The sequence below is a fragment of the Actinomadura madurae genome, assembly GCF_047130825.1.
Classification (GTDB): Bacteria; Actinomycetota; Actinomycetes; order Streptosporangiales; family Streptosporangiaceae; genus Spirillospora; species Spirillospora madurae.
In genome coordinates, this window is record NZ_CP083237.1 from 5261179 (window position 1) to 5275787 (window position 14609).

Here is a 14609-nt window from a genome sequence, read left to right on the forward strand (position 1 = left end):
CGTGAGGGCGGCGGATCAGCATCGAGGGAAGTCCTGATCGGTCCACTCGAGGCGGGCCGAGCCGTAACGCGCCGCGCGCAGATCTCCCGAGCGGGCGTGACCTTCGAAGTTCTCCAGCCTGGAGGCCCGGCCGCAGCGCTCACCGAGCTCAGCGCTGATGCGTGCGTCCTGCACCTCCTGGTGGGTGACGGTCTTCAGGTACTTGCCGACCCACAGGCCGCCGGTGTACCTGGCGGCACCCCTCGTCGGGAGCACGTGGTTGGTTCCGATCACCTTGTCGCCGTAGGGCACACAGGTCTTCTCGCCTAGAAACAGCGCACCGTAGTTGCGCATCTTCTCCAGAGCAAGCCGAGGCTCGACGGTCAAGATCTGTACGTGCTCGCTGGCGTATTGGTCGGCCAAGGCCCACGCGTCGTCCAAGGAAGCGACGAGGTGCACTTCGCCGCAGTCGTGCCAAGCCCTGCGGGCTACCGGCGCGGTGGGCAGGGTTGCCAGTTGTTCCTCGATGTGGTCCATCGTGCGCCGTGCCACCTCTCGCGAAGTGGTGATCAGCACGCATGGGGAGTCCGGGCCGTGCTCGGCCTGGCTGAGGAGGTCGGTGGCGACGACGAAGGGGTCCGCGTGTTCGTCGGCGACGATCAGCGTCTCGGTCGGGCCCGCGAACAGGTCGATACCGACCTCGCCGAACAACTGCCGCTTGGCCTCGGCCACATAGGCGTTGCCGGGACCGGCGATCATGTCGACCGCGCCGACGGTCTCGGTGCCCAGCGCGAGTGCCGCGACGGCCTGCACCCCGCCGAGTACGTAGATCTCGTCGGCACCGGCCATGGACATGGCCGCCACGCTGATCGGTGGCGGCGTTCCCCTGTCCGGAGGCGTGGTGGCCGCGACCCTCTCGACGCCGGCGACCTTCGCGGTCACCACCGTCATGTGCGCCGAGGCGGTCAGTGGGTACCGGCCCCCGGGAACATAGGCGCCGGCAGCCGAAATGGGGATGTTGCGCTGCCCGAGGTACACGCCGGGTAGCGTCTCGACTTCGAAGTCGTTAAGCGAGTCCCGCTGCGCCTGAGCGAATCCGCGGACCTGGCGCTGCACGTACCGAAGGTCATCGAGCACGGTCCCCGGCACCGACGCCAGCACTTTGCTGATCTCGTCCGCCCCGAGGCGAAACGACTCGGGGCTCCACGAGTCGAACTTCTCGGAGTAGTGGCGGACCGCGTCGTCACCGTTGGCGCGCACGGCCGCGATGACCTCGGCGACGGTCTCGACGATCTCCGGAGGGCTTGTTCGCCCGGGCCCCGAGGCCCGAGCGGCCTTGACCAACGTGCTCGGTGTCGACACTGCACACTCCTTGTGGATGCTTCCCGCCAGTTACACGGTGGTGACGTTGCGGAGAACCGCTGGTGGCGGTGACGACAAGTGTGCGGCTGCGGCAGAGCGCCGCGGCAGATACAGAAGGTGCAACAATCTCCTGGAGTTCTGCACGAAGTGAGGTATCCAGTGGTCGAGGTCCTGACGGTTCGCCAGGCGCTTCAGCTCGAAGTCTTCCAACGGACGGAGGTCCGGGTCTACGCAGGTGAGGCGTATCTGGACCGGCCGGTCCGCTGGGTCCACGCGGGCGAGATCCCCGACATCCACCGGTTCCTCTCCGGCCAGGAAATGCTGCTGACCGCTGGGCTCGGCATGGGCGAGACCGCGGATCTCCAACGTGCCTTCATCCGCCGGGTCGCGGACGCGCGCGCCTCCGTTCTGGTCATCGAGCTCGCCGGCCGGAGATTCGACACGATGCCCGCCGCGGCCATCGAGGAAGCCGAAACGGCAGGCCTCACCCTGGTCGGGCTGCGCGACGAGATCCCGTTCGTGGAAGCCTCCGCCCAGGTGCACGAGGTGCTGGTGCAGGGCCGGATGTCGCAGATGATGGCCGACGAGGCCACCGGACAGGCGTTCATGAACCTGCTGCTCGCCGACGCGGACTACCTCACGATGGTCGACGAGGTAGCCCGCCGCACCGGGCACCCGATCGTGCTCGAGAACGTCGCCCACCAGATGCTGGCCTACTCGGGCGCTACCGCAGAGTCCGACGCCGTCGTCGCGGACTGGGAGGCGCACTCACGCGCCATCCACGAGCGGCGAACACCCGCCATCAGCCGGGGATGGCATGCATCTGCGGCACGGCCAGGCTCCTTCCGCGACGACTCCGCCTGCGCCCGACGGGCGGTGGTGCTGCGAGGCGAGTCGTGGGGATGGATTCATCTGCTGCACGGGGCCACTCAGCCAACGTCCGCGGATCTGAACGCCCTGGAACGCGCCACCGCCGCCATAGCCATCAGCCTCCTGAGCGAGCGGGAGAGCGGGGCCCGTTCGGTCCAGCGGCAAGGAGCCCTGCTCAGCCGACTCATGCTCGACGACATCTCAGGCGAAGAGTTCGTCCAGAGCGCCCTCGGACTCGGCAGGGACCTGCGCGGCAAGCCCCTCCTCGTCGTCGTCGCCGCCCGGAGAAGGGGCGATGAACGCGATGGCTCCCCGGTCCAGTCCGTCGAACACGCCATCCGCAGGCTCAGGCTCAACGCCGTCGTCGGCGACATCGGAGATTTCGCCCTCGCCGTCGTCGCTCTGGACCGCGACATCGCCGAAGACCAGCTCACTCGAAGCCTCACCGAAGGCGGCCACTGGGGCGGCATCAGCCGACTGGTGCCCGCGACACTCCTGACCACCGCGGTTCGCCAGGGCAGGAGCGCGGCATCCGCGGCGACCGCAACCGAGGCCGACCACTTCCTGCGCTTCGACGACCTCGGTGCCCTGCGACTCCTGGTCGCGCTCGCAGAAGGCCCTGAACTGGCCCGCTACGTCGAGGACGAACTCGGGCCGATCCTCTCCCACGACGCGCAGAGCTCGAACCCCTTGCTTCCGACACTCCGCGCCTTTCTCGACACCGGAGGCAACAAGGCACGTACGGCCGAGCTCCTGTTCGTTCAGCGGCGTACGCTGTACTACAGGCTCGACCGGATCAGCAGGATTCTCCGCCTCGACCTGAGCAGTAGCGACGCCCAGCAGCGACTGCACCTCGCTGTGCGTGGACATGGCTTGCTTCGGCATTCGGCACCTCGCCGCAAGTAGTCCCGATCACAGTCAGCGCCACCCAGCTGCAAGGCCGTTGGCCTCCCCGTTCCTGCCGGTACGTCTGGTTCAATGGCGCGAATGAGATCAGTTCGGGTCGGGTTGTCCCTCCCTCCGCAGTTGCCGCCCGCGCGCATCCCACGGATCGCGCGGCATGCCGAGGATGCCGGTTTCGACGAGCTCTGGCTTGCCGAGGACTGCTTCTTCGCTGGAGGCATCGCCGCCGTATCGGCCGCCCTGGCCGCCACCGACGACATCACCGTCGTCATCGGGATCCTGCCGGCCGCCGCCCGCAACGCGGCCTTCACCGCCATGGAGTTGGCCGCCCTCGCGGAGCTCTACCCACATCGCGTCGTAGGCGGGCTCGGACACGGCATGCCCGGCTGGATGCGCCAAGTCGGCGCCGCCCCACGGTCTCCCCTGACCGCGCTGCGCGAGCGGCTGGAAGCGGTGCGCGCCCTGCTGGCGGGACAGACCGTGAGCGTTAATGGCGACTACGTACACCTCGACGCCGTCAAACTCGACCACCCACCGGAGACGCCACCACCCGTTCTGGCCGGTGTTCGCGGGCCTAAATCCCTGGAACTGGCCGGCCGCAGCGCCGACGGCGTCATCCTGGCCTGGCCGGTCACACCCGGCTACATCGAGCATGCCGCCGACCTGGTCGCCCAGGGACGACGCGAAGCGGCCAGTCCGGGCCCGGGAAAGCTCTTGGTGGGCACTCCGATAAGCCTTGACCAGGACAAAGCTGCAGCGGCGGAACGACTGCGCCCGCTCGTCGCCACCGAACTGAATTCTCCATCCAGCCAAGCACACCTGGAACCCACCGGCCTGGCCGAGAAGGTGAACGAGCTTCGCGCCATGTGCGCATCCCTGGACGAATTCGCCGCCCGCATTCCCCGCGAATGGATCGAGACGCTGACGGTCTGCGGTACAGCACACGACTGCGCCAACGCCGTTCACGCCCTTCACCAGGCCGGCGCCGGGTCGGTCGCACTGTCTCTGCCCGGCTCCTTGACCCGGGAACAGATCACGCATCTTGGACGCGAACTGCTTCCCGAACTGCGCTAGTGGCGGCGGAGGCCAGGTAGGCGGCGCCTTTGAGCGACATGGCGGCGATGCCGGTCTTGGCGGCCGAATGGTCGCTCTGGCCGATGTTGCCATGCTCCGGGCAATGAATCGTCCCTAGGTCATCTCATCCAGTTCCTCACCGATCCGCATGTTCAGGGTGAGCGAGGCATGCGGATGTGCACATCATGATGCGCAGTTGCCACTACAGCGTTCCGGGCTGGCCGGCTGTGCGGTGTAGCAGCCGGCGGGCGTTGGACGTGGTGAGGGCGCGCCAGGTGGCCGCCCCGGGTGGCGGGGGCGCCGTGTCCAGGGAGCGCAGGTGCGCTTCGACGACGAAGTCCGGCGTCCAGCAAGAATCGCTGCCGTACAACAGGCGCCCGGTGCCGAACGCGGCGGCCAGCGCGGGAGCCTGGTGAGGGAAGGGGGTTCCCGCCAAGTCGTACCAGAGGTCGCCCAACTGCTCCCGAACGCTGTCGTCCGAACCGCCCGCGGGCTTGGGAAGCACGAAGCGGAACAACTCCAGCCGGTCGGTGAGCGTAGGCAGGACGCCTCCGCAATGCGTGAAGACCCAGGAGATCCCCGGGTGACGGGCGAGTACCCCCGACAGCGCGAGGTCCGAGGCGGCTCGTGCGGAGTCGAAGAGGAATTCGAGCATGGGACGTGGCCTGCCGAGCGCCACCGCGTCGGCGTGCGGCGGCGAGGTCGGGTGGACGAACACCACGGCGCTTCGCCGGTCAAGTTCCTCCCATAGCGGCTCAAACCGTGGGTCTCCCGGATAGGTGCCGTGGTGGTTGGACTGGATCGCCACCCCGTCGGCTTGGAGAACGTCCAGGGCGTGGGCGGCCTCGATGAGCGCCCCCTCGATGTCGGGGAGAGGCAGGGCGGCCAGGTGGCCGAACCGCCCGCGGTACCGGACGTGCATCGCGGCGGCGAACTCGTTGACCCGGCGGCTCAGCGACCGCGCGGCGTCGTCGTCCCCGAAGTGCGTGCCCGGGGACGACACCGACAGCAGCGCGGTGCCGATTCCGTGCCGGTCCATGAAGGCCACCTGCCTGTCGGCGTCCCATTCCGGCCAGCCGGGCATGCCGTCGGGCTTGACGTGCCCGGCGGCGCGAGCCTCGGCCACATAGAAGTCGGTGACGAAATGCGCATGGACGTCGATCAGCGGAACGGAGTCCTCAGCAGGGCTGGATTCCATCATTCCCCTCAAAGCATCGAGCCGTGACATGGCAGGGCGGAAGGGTGCCGCACCATGCTTCACACGACGATAAGGAGCCCATCGGACCCCAAGGTGAGTTCGCCCTTGTAATGGTCGGTCATGCCCTGGGTGAACAGGCGGCGGGCCATGAAGCCGGACGGGTAGGGCGTGAGATGGGTGAGGACGAGTTGCTTCACGTCCGCCTGCTGCGCCTGCTTGGCCAGGGCGATGGTGTCGGCGTGGTAGCGGATGGTGCGTTCGGCGACCTCGGCGTCGTGGGTGCGGCCCATGTCCCGCATGTGGGGGATGGCGCGGCGGACGAGGTGGGTGGCGTAGGCCTCGTGGACGACGAGGTCGGCGTCCTGCATGGCGGGGAGGTTGACGGGGCTCACCTCGGTATCGCCGCTGATGAAGACCTTCTTACCGCGGTAGCCGAGGACGTAGCCGAAGGCGGGTGAGACGGGATCGTGGACGACGAGCCGGGCGTCGATGGTGACGCCGCCCTGGTCGTAGACGCGGACGGACCGGGTACCGGGCGGCATCTCGATCTCGGTGGGGACGGCGTCGGCCGCCGCGCCGCTGGCGTCGAGGGTGCGCATGTTCGCCTTGCGGTATCCGTGGTCGAGCGCGTAGGCGGAGTTCAGGCCCTCGACGACCTTGTCGAGACCGACCGGGCCCCGAACATCGAGCGGCTTCTCGCGGCCCCAGATCCAGGTCGCGTTGATGAGGGAGCCGAGTCCGTTGAAGTGGTCGGAGTGGAAGTGGGTGATGAAGACCCGCTCCAGCGCGCCGAAGGGGACCTTGGAGTCGGAGAGCGACTTGGTGGTGCCCTCGCCGGCGTCGAACAGGAACAGCTTGCCGCCTGCGGCGACGAGCGTGCACGCCTGGGCGCGGGCGGCGCTCATTTCGGGCGAGCCGGTGCCGCACAGCAGGACGCGAATGTGCTCTTTGTCCTGGACGAACGCGTGGTCGGTGTCGTCTTTCAGACGGTCGCGGATTACGGAGTCGACGATGCGGTCGCGGCTGAGGTAAACCGTGGCCGCCGCGACGATCGAAACGGCGATCAGTACTGCAAGGACGATCCGCAATCTTTTCAGTTTCACGGGTTCTCCTCTGAGGGGGTGGGTGCGGCTCCTCTTACGAGGAGGCGGAAGCAAGGAGGGTCAGCCAGCCGGGCGTGGAGCATCCGGTGGAAGGGGAGGCAGGTGGGAGAAGGGTGAGGACGGTCCGGTCGGGCCTGACGACGACCGCGGACGTGCCCATCCGCTGCAGCCAGCCGCCGAGGACGCTCTCCTTTCCGGCCCACGGCACGCCGTCCGGGGGGTGGACCTCGGTGCCGTCAGGACCGACGCGCACGACCGTCGCGTGCAGGACGGCGGCCAGGCGCGCGGTCACCGGGGTCTCCGGGCGGGTGGTGACGATGGCGAAGCCGGGGCCGATGAGGTCGTCGAGCCTGCGGCGCGCTCCGTCGACGGTGACGGAAGGCTGGGGCATGAGGGTCCCCGCCCATCGGGATCGCGCCACGAGAGGTCCCGGTCGCAGCCGGGGCGAGACGCCGCGCAGCATCAGTGGGGTCACGGCGGACATCCGGAGCACCCTGGCCAGGGCGGCGCGCCGCAGGGACGCGGCCGGGCCCTGACCGCCGGTCATCGCCCACCCGGTGGACACCGCCATCCGAATGATGCGGGTGACGTGCGGTTTCCGTTCCCTCTCGTAGGTCTCCAGGAGCCCGTCGCCGCGGATCGGGTCGGCGCCGGCCGCGGCGAGTTTCCAGCTGAGGTTGGCCGCGTCGCGCAGCCCGGCGCACAGGCCCTGCCCGATGAACGGCGGAGTGAGGTGGGCGGCGTCGCCCAGCAGGAAGAGCCGCCCGCTCCTCCACCGGTCGGCCACGCGGGCCCGGAATGTGTAGGAAGCACTGCGGATCACCTCGATCTCCGAGAACGAGACGCCGCGGGTCCAGGGAGCGAGGAGTCGGGCGAGCGAGCCGGGGACCGTGAGGTCCTCGGCGGTCTCGCCGGGGCGCATCCGGAACTCCCAGCGGTAGCGGTCCGGGCCGATCCTCATGAAGGTGGCGGCCCGGCGGGGGTCGCAGATCTGGTCGACGCCGTCCCATGTGTCGAGTCGCCGCGCGCAGCGCCCGTCGACCACGAGCCACCGCTCGGTGAACCGCAGGTCGCGCATCCGCGTGCCGATGGCCTCCCGGACCAGGCTGTTGGCCCCGTCGCACCCGAGCACGGCTCGTGCCTTGACGGTATCGGCGACCCCGGTGGCCACGTCGCGCAGTCTGACCTCGGCGGGCCGGACGGCGTCGCCGGGGTCGATGTGCTCGGCCTCGACGCCGGCGCGCAACCGGATCTCGGGGTACTCGCCGAGAGCGGCGCGCAGCAGCCGTTCCAGGTCGGGCTGGTCGAACAGGTTGGCCTGGGGCCAGCCGTGGACGCCGACGAGTTCGTCACGCCGGTACTCCGCGATGACCCGGTGCCGCCCATCCAGCAGGCGCATGCCGAGGGCCGGCCTGCTGACGGCGGTGAACCTCTCGGCCACGCCGGCCTTCTGCAGAATCCGCAGCACCTCGTCGTCCAGGTGGACGGCCCGGGGCAGCGGGTAAACGTCGAGATGCCGCTCGACGACGAGGCTGCGCACTCCGTGCCGGGCCAACAGGATCGCGGCCGTCAGCCCGGTCGGCCCGGCCCCGATGATCAGCACGGGCTCAGCGGTCACGCCGTGACCTCGTGCGTGAAGGCGTACCTGTCGAGTTCGGCGGTCAGCGCGCTCGTGTCTTCCCCTCCGGTCAGCCGGACCCGGGCGTGTGGTCGCCCGTCGCGTGTCTCGACCCACACGTGCCCGGTGACACCCGCCTGGCCCAGCGCGGCCTGCACCAGACGGCGTACGGCGTCCTCGACGAGCGCGGGTTTGAAGACCTTGCCGATGGGCGTCGTCGGCAGGGTGTCCACCACGTGCACCGCCTTGGGGGCCGCCGCGGGCTCGGGGGCGCGGGCGCGCGCCCAGGCGAGCAGGTCCGCCTCGTCCGCGCCGGCGCCCCGGGAAAGGACGAGGTACGCGACGGGCACCTCACCCGCATGCGAATCGGGCGCGCCGACGACGGCCGCGGCGGTGACGTCGGGATGCCCGAGCAGTGACTCCTCGATCGGCCGCGGGTCGATGTTGTGGCCGCCGCGGATGATCAGGTCCTTGGCGCGGCCGGTGAGGTAGACGTAGCCGTCGGCGTCCACCCTCCCGAGGTCACCGGTGAGCAGCCACCCGTCGAGAACCTTCTCGGACGGGTCGGGCGCGGGCCCGTCCGGTCCGGGTCGCAGGTAGCCGGGGAAGACGCTGGGCCCCTTGATCGCCAGGACTCCCGTCTTTCCGGTCGGGCAGTCGGCCGCCGGGCGATCCGCCGGGTCCAGCGTCACGGCCTTGACCTGCTGGTAGGGCAGCCGGAGCCCGACCGAGCCCGGACGTGGCGCCAACGCGGGGGTGGCGGCCGTCGCGCAGGTGGCCTCCGTCAGCCCGTACCCCTCCAGCATCGGGACCTTGGCGGACTCCTCGAACCCGCGCCGCACCTTCTGCGGCAGCGGGGCCGCACCGACGGCCCCGGCGCGCAGGCTGGAGAGGTCGACGTCCTCGGGCACCTCGGGAAGCCCGGCGTAGACCGTCGGCACTCCGGAGAAGCTCGTCACCCTGTAGTGCTCGATGATGCGCCAGAAGTCGTCCATGAGCACCCCGTCCCGGTAGCCGAGCGGTCCGAGGCTGACGACCGGCGTCCCATGCAGGAACGGACCCAGCCCCGTGACGTGGACGGCGTTGACATGGAACAACGGCAGGCCGGACAGGACGACGGCGTCGTCGAGGTAGGCGCCTGAACAGCCGAGCGCCCAGGCCATGTAGACCTCCATGGCGTGGGTGTGCGGGGCCACCTTGGGCACCCCGGTCGTCCCGCCGGTGTGGAAGTAGGCGGCCAGGTCGTCGGGACGGGGGCGACGTCCAGTGCACAGCTTGTCGGGCGGCTGGCGCGCGGCGACCGCGTCGAAGTCCGCTCCCATGTCGCCTGGCGGCGAACCGACGGCGGCCAGGATGAGCGGACCCGGCAGCCGGGCGGCGATGCGCCGCGCCTTGTCCCACAATCGCGGCGACACGCCGGGCCCGGGCGCCAGCAGCAGCCGCGCGCCCGTGAGGGTGAGGATCTCCGCCAGGTGGTCCTCGGCGAGCATCGGGTTGACGGGATTGGCGATCCCCACGGCCTGGGCGCCGAGCAGGGCCGCGTAGGCGGCCCCGGAGTTCGGCAGCATCGACGCGACGACACCGCCTTCGGGAACGCCGAGGTCAAGGAGCGCGTTCGCGGCCTGATGCACGCGCTCCAGCAACGTGCCGTACGTCCAGCATGGGGCCTCACGCCAGGCCCGGCCGCGCTCTCCGAGCAGGTACAGGGCGGGCCGGCCGGGATACGCGGTGGCGGTGCGGCTCAGGAGTTCGTACGTGCTCGCGGGCAGGTCGCGTTCGTCCAAGGGGACCGCCTCGACGGCGGGCAGGTCCTCGGGCAGCAGGATGAGCGGACGATTGCCGTGCGTGTGCGGCGCAGCGGTCATCGGGATTCTCCTCGGATACGGAGGTCAGGAGGGGCGCATCGCCTTAGCGAGGGCAAGCAGCCGCGTCAGGTCGAGTTCGTTGTCCGCGCGCAGGGCCGCGATCGCTTCGCGCAGGAGGGCCGGGGACGGAGTGCTGCCGAGGAAGTCGGCGGTGGCGGGCGGTCCCCACTGGGCGAGCCCGGAGGCCGACATGGCGGCCCAGCCCGGCTCGACAGAGGCGTCGAAGCGGTCGCCGTCGGTGAAGTGCTCCAGCAACAGCCGGTCGGGGTCGCGCCAGTAGTCGAAGATCTGGCTGCCCTGGATATGCCGGCCGATCCCCCACGAGCGGCGGTAGCCGCGCTCCTTCAGGTACTCACCGCCTGTCGCCAAGGCATCAAGATCGGCGACCTGGTAGGCGGAGTGGACGTAACCGGTGGACGGGCCGAGGTGCATCGCGAGGGTGTGATGGTCGGCCGGTTCGCCGCCCCGGTCACAGCGGATGAACGCCATGGTCGGGCCCCGGCCACGCTGACCGTCCAGGTACAGGAAGTCGCTGACGATCAGGCCGAGGTGTTCGAGGAACCAGTCGAGGTCCCGCAGGAAGACCGTGGTGGACAGCACCACGTGGCCCAGCCGCTCGACCCGCGCGGGCTCCCGCGGTGGACGCTGAACTGCGTTGACCCGGTCAACGCGCGCGCCGTAGTTGAGTGTGAGCGGCGGCTGGAGATCGAGGCCGCCATGCTCCGGTGCGCCGTGGACGACCCGGACTTCGATCCCCGAAGGCGTCCGGGTGCTGACGTACCGGCCGCCGCCTTCCAGATCGGCGACCTGGCCGCCGGTCGCGTCGGCCAGCCGCCGCAGGTCGCGAAGGTCGGCGGCCTGGAAGACCGGGCCGGCGAACCGGGAAGCCGGGGACTTGCGGATGACGAGGCAATCGGTGCCCGGCAGCACCCCGCGCAGCCGCAGCGCCGCGGGCGTGCGCTCGACGGTGGTGAATCCGAAGTCACGGGCGAAGGTCTCGGCCCGATCCAGGTCCGGCTTGCCGAACTCAAGCCAGGCGAGGTCGACGACCTTGATAACGGGATCGGCGGCCCGCCCCTGGTGCTCGCCGCGCAGCGCACCCTGTTCACTGTGCAGGCCCTTGTGCGGATCAGTGTGCATTTCCCCTCCTCGCGGACGCGACGGGGGTGCGCTGCTCACCGAGGTCCAGAGCACCGTCGTCGGTTCGGATGCGCAGGGTCATGACGTCGCCGTCCTTCAGATAGGCGGGGTTGCCCTCTTGGCGCCGGAAGAAGGTCTTCCACTTGACGTGCGCGGGCAGCAGCGCGCCGAGCTTCTCGATCAGCAGGCCGGGCGAGCGCAGCGCGGTGCCGCCCGGGGTACCGGTGAGCAGCACGTCGCCGGGCTCCAGCGGCTGGAAGCGCGACAGCAGGCTCAGCGCCCGCGCAGGGGTGACGATCATGTCGGACGCCGTGCCGTCCTGCCGGATCCGGCCGTTGACCGCGCAGGTCAGGCGCAGGTCCGTCAGCCGGGCGAGGTCCGCGGCCCCGGTGAGCAGCAGCCGCGGCCCGAGGGGCGTGAAGGTCGGATAGGACTTGCTCTCGTAGAACTGGGTCTTGGGCAACTGCAGATCGCGCGCGCTGACGTCGTTGGCGATGACCAGACCCGCGACGAGATCGGCCATATTCTCATCGGTCACCTCCGTCCCGACCGGCATCGGGGCGCCTATGACGAGCCCGAGCTCCACTTCGTGGTCGAGCAGCCGCACGCCGTCCGGGCGCAGAACGGTCGCGTGCGGGCCGGTGATCGATCCGGACGACTTGCGGAAGAACGCGGGCGGCACCCGGTCCGGGTCGAAGTTCGAGTCGACGGCATGCGACCGGTAGTTGACCATCTGCGCCACCACCCGGCAGGGAGGCGTCACCGGCGAGAGCAGCGTCTCGGCCTCCACAACCGGCTCGGCGGCCCCGCCATCGCTCACGGCCGCCTCGATCGCGGCGCGGTCGGCCAGCAACTCGGCGGTGGTGGCCGCGGCGGTCCTCACAGGGACCAGGCCGCCGGGCGTATCGATCCGCCAGCCGGCTGATGTTCTCACGATGGGCACGGTCATGGGCTGTTCCTTGCATAAGTGCTGGTGCCTGGGAGGGAAGCATCAGACCTGCCCGACCAAAACGTCAACGTCTATCAGTACTGATACTTTCATCAGTACTGATAGACGTTGTATCTTTCAAGCGTGAACGACACAGCACGGAGCACGCATCCGGCCAACCGGATGGACCGGCGCAAGGCCCGCACGCGGGCCGCGTTGATCGCGGCGGCGCAGCGGCTGCTGGCAGGGCGGCACGGGACCGAGGCGAGCATCCAGCAGATCACCGATGCCGCAGACGTCGGGTTCGGCTCGTTCTACAACCACTTCACCAGCAAGACCGAACTGTTCGACGCCGCCATCTCCCAGGCCCTCACCGACCATGCCGACCTACTCCGCCGGGCCACCGCCCACTTGAACGACCCGGCAGAGGTCTTCGCCGCCTCCGTCCGCCTCACCGCCCGCCTGCGCGACACCCACCCCCAGGTCTCGAAAATCCTCCTGCACAGCGGCCTGCCCTACCTCACCGCCGGTCAAGGCATGCCCGAACACGCGCTCCACGACCTGCAGGCCGCCCACGCCGCGGGCCGCCTGGACATCGGCGACCCCGAACTCGCCGTGGCCTGCGTCGGCGGCGCCCTTCTCGGCGCCCTCCATCTCCTCGACGCCCGACCCGACCTCGACCCCGACACCGCGATCCAACAGGTCACCATCAACCTGCTCCGCATGTTCGGCCTGCACGCCTCCGAAGCCCACCACCTGGCCACCCGGCCACTCCCCGACCTCCCCTGAGCCCCGAGAAGTTGCTCCTCGAACGCTGGTTACTCGGCGAGGGCCAGGACGGTGCACCACCGCAGCGCGCTGATCCTGGCGACGACAATGATCGACAGCGAGGCGACCAGGGCGATGTCGATGAGCATCAGGGCCAGCCGTTGACGTCGACCATCCCGCCCACCAGCGCCGGGCCCAGGAAGCCGCCGCCGGCCAAGCTGCCGGTGTACATGCCGGCGTAGGTGCCGAAGACCTTGGCCGAGGGCGCGAGCAGGTCGTGGCGAGCCGGCTATGATCCTTGGTCCCGGGTCAGGCTCTTGCGGGCCGCAGTGGGCGGCGAGGTCAGCATGGGTGTGATGGCTTCCACGAAGGCCTCGGACGACCGGTCACCGGCGAGGTGGACGAGCTTCAGGTACCGGCTCTTGCGTTCGACCAGCGTCCCGATCCTGCCCGGCGGCGAGGTGGTCACCTCGGTCTCAACCCTGCGGTTTTACGAGCGGGACGAGATCGAGGCGTCGCTGAACGCCGCCGGGTTCGAGGTCGACGAGGTCTTGGACGTGCCGGACCACCGGCCGGGCCTTGAATGGGTCTTCGTGGCCCGCGGGCCCTGACGCGGAGTCAGGAAATGCCGCGGAAGAAGGTGTGGATGTCGTTCGCGAGCAGCTCCGTCTCCTCCATTGCGGGGAAGTGACCGCCCTCGGTGAACTCGCTCCAGTGGCCGATCGCCTTCCACGGGTCCATCGCGCGGCGCATGAGCGGGTGGGTGCCGAACACGGCCCATCCGGACGGCACGTCGGAGGGCATGAACAAGTCGATTCCGGAGTGCTCGGACTCGTAGTAGAACTGCGCGCTCGACGCGCCGCTGCGGGTGAACCAGTACAGGCTGATGTTCGTGAGGAGCTGGTCGCGGTCGACCGTCTCGTCCGGCGTCCGGTGGTCGCCGCTGGTCCTGGTCTTGAACTTCTCGGCGATCCACGCGAGCTGACCGACCGGCGAGTCGGTGAGCGCCGCGCCGATCGTGTCGGGACGGTGGTCCTGCATCAGGAGGTACCCGCGCTCGGCCACATCCTCGGTGCGCATTGCCTCGAGCTGGGCGGTCTCGTCATCGGACAGACCGTCGGGGTACGGGAACTTCTCGCCGAGCAACCCGAGCACCCGGGGGTCGCTGCCGGTGTGCGTGCCGATGACGCGCTCCGGGTAGAGCGCCGCGAGGCGGCCGGTGGTGCCCGCACCGATGTCGGTGCCGTGGGCCGCGAACCTCTCGTAGCCGAGACGCGTCATGATCTCGGCGTAGGCATCCGTCGTCCGTGCCAGCTCCCAGCCGGTCCCTGACAGCGGGGTGGAGAACCCGAAGCCGGGCAGCGACGGGATGACCACGTGGTACTCATCGGCCAGCAGCGGGATGAGTTGCTGGTACTCGACGAACGAGCCTGGCCAGCCGTGGTTCAGGATCAGCGGGGTGGCCTCCGGGTTCGTCGATCGCGCGTGGACGAGGTGGAACGTCTGGCCGTTGACGACCGTCGTGAACTGTTCGAACTCGTTGAGCTTCGCCTCCTGCGCACGCCAGTCGAACCCGTCGCGCCAGTACTCGGCGAGCTCCTTCAGGTACACCAGCGGGATACCGCGGCTGAAATCGGCGCGATCGTCCCGGCCCGGCACGGGGATCGGCCAGCGCGTGCGTGCCAGCCGGTCACGCAGGTCGTCGATGTCGGCCTGCGGGATGTCGATACGGAACGGTGTGAGTGCGTTGTTCTCGTGCATGACACCGACACTTCCAGGCAATGCGGAAGGTTAGCTTCCG

Annotated in this window: 12 protein-coding genes; 4 read left to right on the forward strand and 8 right to left on the reverse strand. The window is 69.6% G+C overall.

The features are described from left to right. Window positions 1-15: 15 nt before the first annotated feature. Window positions 16-1341, reverse strand: coding sequence for a histidinol dehydrogenase (gene hisD / locus K8Z49_RS23760; protein ID WP_111830492.1), 1326 nt, complete (start codon window positions 1339-1341; stop codon window positions 16-18). Between the two features lie 159 nt (window positions 1342-1500). On the opposite strand from hisD, the gene K8Z49_RS23765 reads away from it, so the two are divergent. Both K8Z49_RS23765 and K8Z49_RS23770 read left to right on the forward strand, forming a co-directional pair. Then, window positions 1501-3117 (forward strand): PucR family transcriptional regulator, encoded by a 1617-nt coding sequence (locus K8Z49_RS23765; protein WP_412515221.1) that lies wholly within the window; start codon window positions 1501-1503, stop codon window positions 3115-3117. An 81-nt stretch (window positions 3118-3198) separates the two neighbouring features. Beyond that, the gene (locus K8Z49_RS23770) at window positions 3199-4188 is read left to right on the forward strand and encodes an LLM class flavin-dependent oxidoreductase (protein ID WP_024934562.1); all 990 of its coding nucleotides are present in this window, start codon (window positions 3199-3201) and stop codon (window positions 4186-4188) included. A gap of 202 nt (window positions 4189-4390) precedes the next feature. On the opposite strand, the gene K8Z49_RS23775 is transcribed toward K8Z49_RS23770, so the two are convergent. From K8Z49_RS23775 to K8Z49_RS23800, 6 genes are read right to left on the reverse strand one after another with little or no spacing between them, the layout of a single operon-like run. Beyond that, window positions 4391-5389, reverse strand: a complete 999-nt coding sequence (locus tag K8Z49_RS23775; RefSeq protein WP_412515222.1) for an amidohydrolase family protein — start codon at window positions 5387-5389, stop codon at window positions 4391-4393. Between the two features lie 56 nt (window positions 5390-5445). Next, window positions 5446-6489: an MBL fold metallo-hydrolase gene (locus tag K8Z49_RS23780; RefSeq protein ID WP_143118478.1), complete on the reverse strand. Its 1044-nt coding sequence runs from the start codon at window positions 6487-6489 to the stop codon at window positions 5446-5448. Between the two features lie 34 nt (window positions 6490-6523). Beyond that, window positions 6524-8107: a bifunctional 3-(3-hydroxy-phenyl)propionate/3-hydroxycinnamic acid hydroxylase gene (locus K8Z49_RS23785; RefSeq protein WP_412515223.1), complete on the reverse strand. Its 1584-nt coding sequence runs from the start codon at window positions 8105-8107 to the stop codon at window positions 6524-6526. Beyond that, the gene (locus K8Z49_RS23790; RefSeq protein WP_412515224.1) at window positions 8104-9972 is read right to left on the reverse strand and encodes an acyl-CoA synthetase; all 1869 of its coding nucleotides are present in this window, start codon (window positions 9970-9972) and stop codon (window positions 8104-8106) included. Before K8Z49_RS23790 ends, K8Z49_RS23785 begins: the two co-directional genes overlap by 4 nt. Before the next feature lie 24 nt (window positions 9973-9996). Continuing rightward, entirely contained in the window at window positions 9997-11112 is a 1116-nt protein-coding gene (locus tag K8Z49_RS23795) for a 2,3-dihydroxybiphenyl 1,2-dioxygenase (protein ID WP_412515225.1), read from the reverse strand. Further along, window positions 11102-12061: a fumarylacetoacetate hydrolase family protein gene (locus K8Z49_RS23800; protein WP_412515226.1), complete on the reverse strand. Its 960-nt coding sequence runs from the start codon at window positions 12059-12061 to the stop codon at window positions 11102-11104. The genes K8Z49_RS23795 and K8Z49_RS23800 overlap by 11 nt, the downstream gene beginning before the upstream one ends. 123 nt (window positions 12062-12184) lie before the next feature. Here K8Z49_RS23800 and K8Z49_RS23805 point away from each other — a divergent pair, with 123 nt between their 5' ends. After that, window positions 12185-12829 carry a TetR/AcrR family transcriptional regulator gene (locus K8Z49_RS23805; RefSeq protein WP_412515227.1) on the forward strand — a complete coding sequence of 215 codons (645 nt, stop codon included), beginning with the start codon at window positions 12185-12187 and terminating at the stop codon, window positions 12827-12829. A 335-nt stretch (window positions 12830-13164) separates the two neighbouring features. Then, window positions 13165-13419, forward strand: a complete 255-nt coding sequence (locus K8Z49_RS23810) for a hypothetical protein (protein ID WP_218163671.1) — start codon at window positions 13165-13167, stop codon at window positions 13417-13419. Window positions 13420-13426: 7 nt separating this feature from the next. Here the strand turns inward: K8Z49_RS23810 and K8Z49_RS23815 are convergent, their stop codons facing one another. After that, entirely contained in the window at window positions 13427-14569 is a 1143-nt protein-coding gene (locus K8Z49_RS23815; protein WP_412515228.1) for an epoxide hydrolase family protein, read from the reverse strand. Window positions 14570-14609 lie beyond the last annotated feature (40 nt).

What these genes read in the sequence shown, in the direction of transcription:
- K8Z49_RS23770 (WP_024934562.1), top strand. Translation starts at nt 3,199, where the DNA reads ATGAGATCAGTTCGGGTCGGGTTGTCCCTCCCTCCGCAGTTGCCGCCC.
- K8Z49_RS23775 (WP_412515222.1), bottom strand. Translation starts at nt 5,389, where the DNA reads ATGATGGAATCCAGCCCTGCTGAGGACTCCGTTCCGCTGATCGACGTC.
- K8Z49_RS23790 (WP_412515224.1), bottom strand. Translation starts at nt 9,972, where the DNA reads ATGACCGCTGCGCCGCACACGCACGGCAATCGTCCGCTCATCCTGCTG.
- K8Z49_RS23795 (WP_412515225.1), bottom strand. Translation starts at nt 11,112, where the DNA reads ATGCACACTGATCCGCACAAGGGCCTGCACAGTGAACAGGGTGCGCTG.
- K8Z49_RS23800 (WP_412515226.1), bottom strand. Translation starts at nt 12,061, where the DNA reads ATGACCGTGCCCATCGTGAGAACATCAGCCGGCTGGCGGATCGATACG.
- K8Z49_RS23810 (WP_218163671.1), top strand. Translation starts at nt 13,165, where the DNA reads ATGGCTTCCACGAAGGCCTCGGACGACCGGTCACCGGCGAGGTGGACG.
- K8Z49_RS23815 (WP_412515228.1), bottom strand. Translation starts at nt 14,569, where the DNA reads ATGCACGAGAACAACGCACTCACACCGTTCCGTATCGACATCCCGCAG.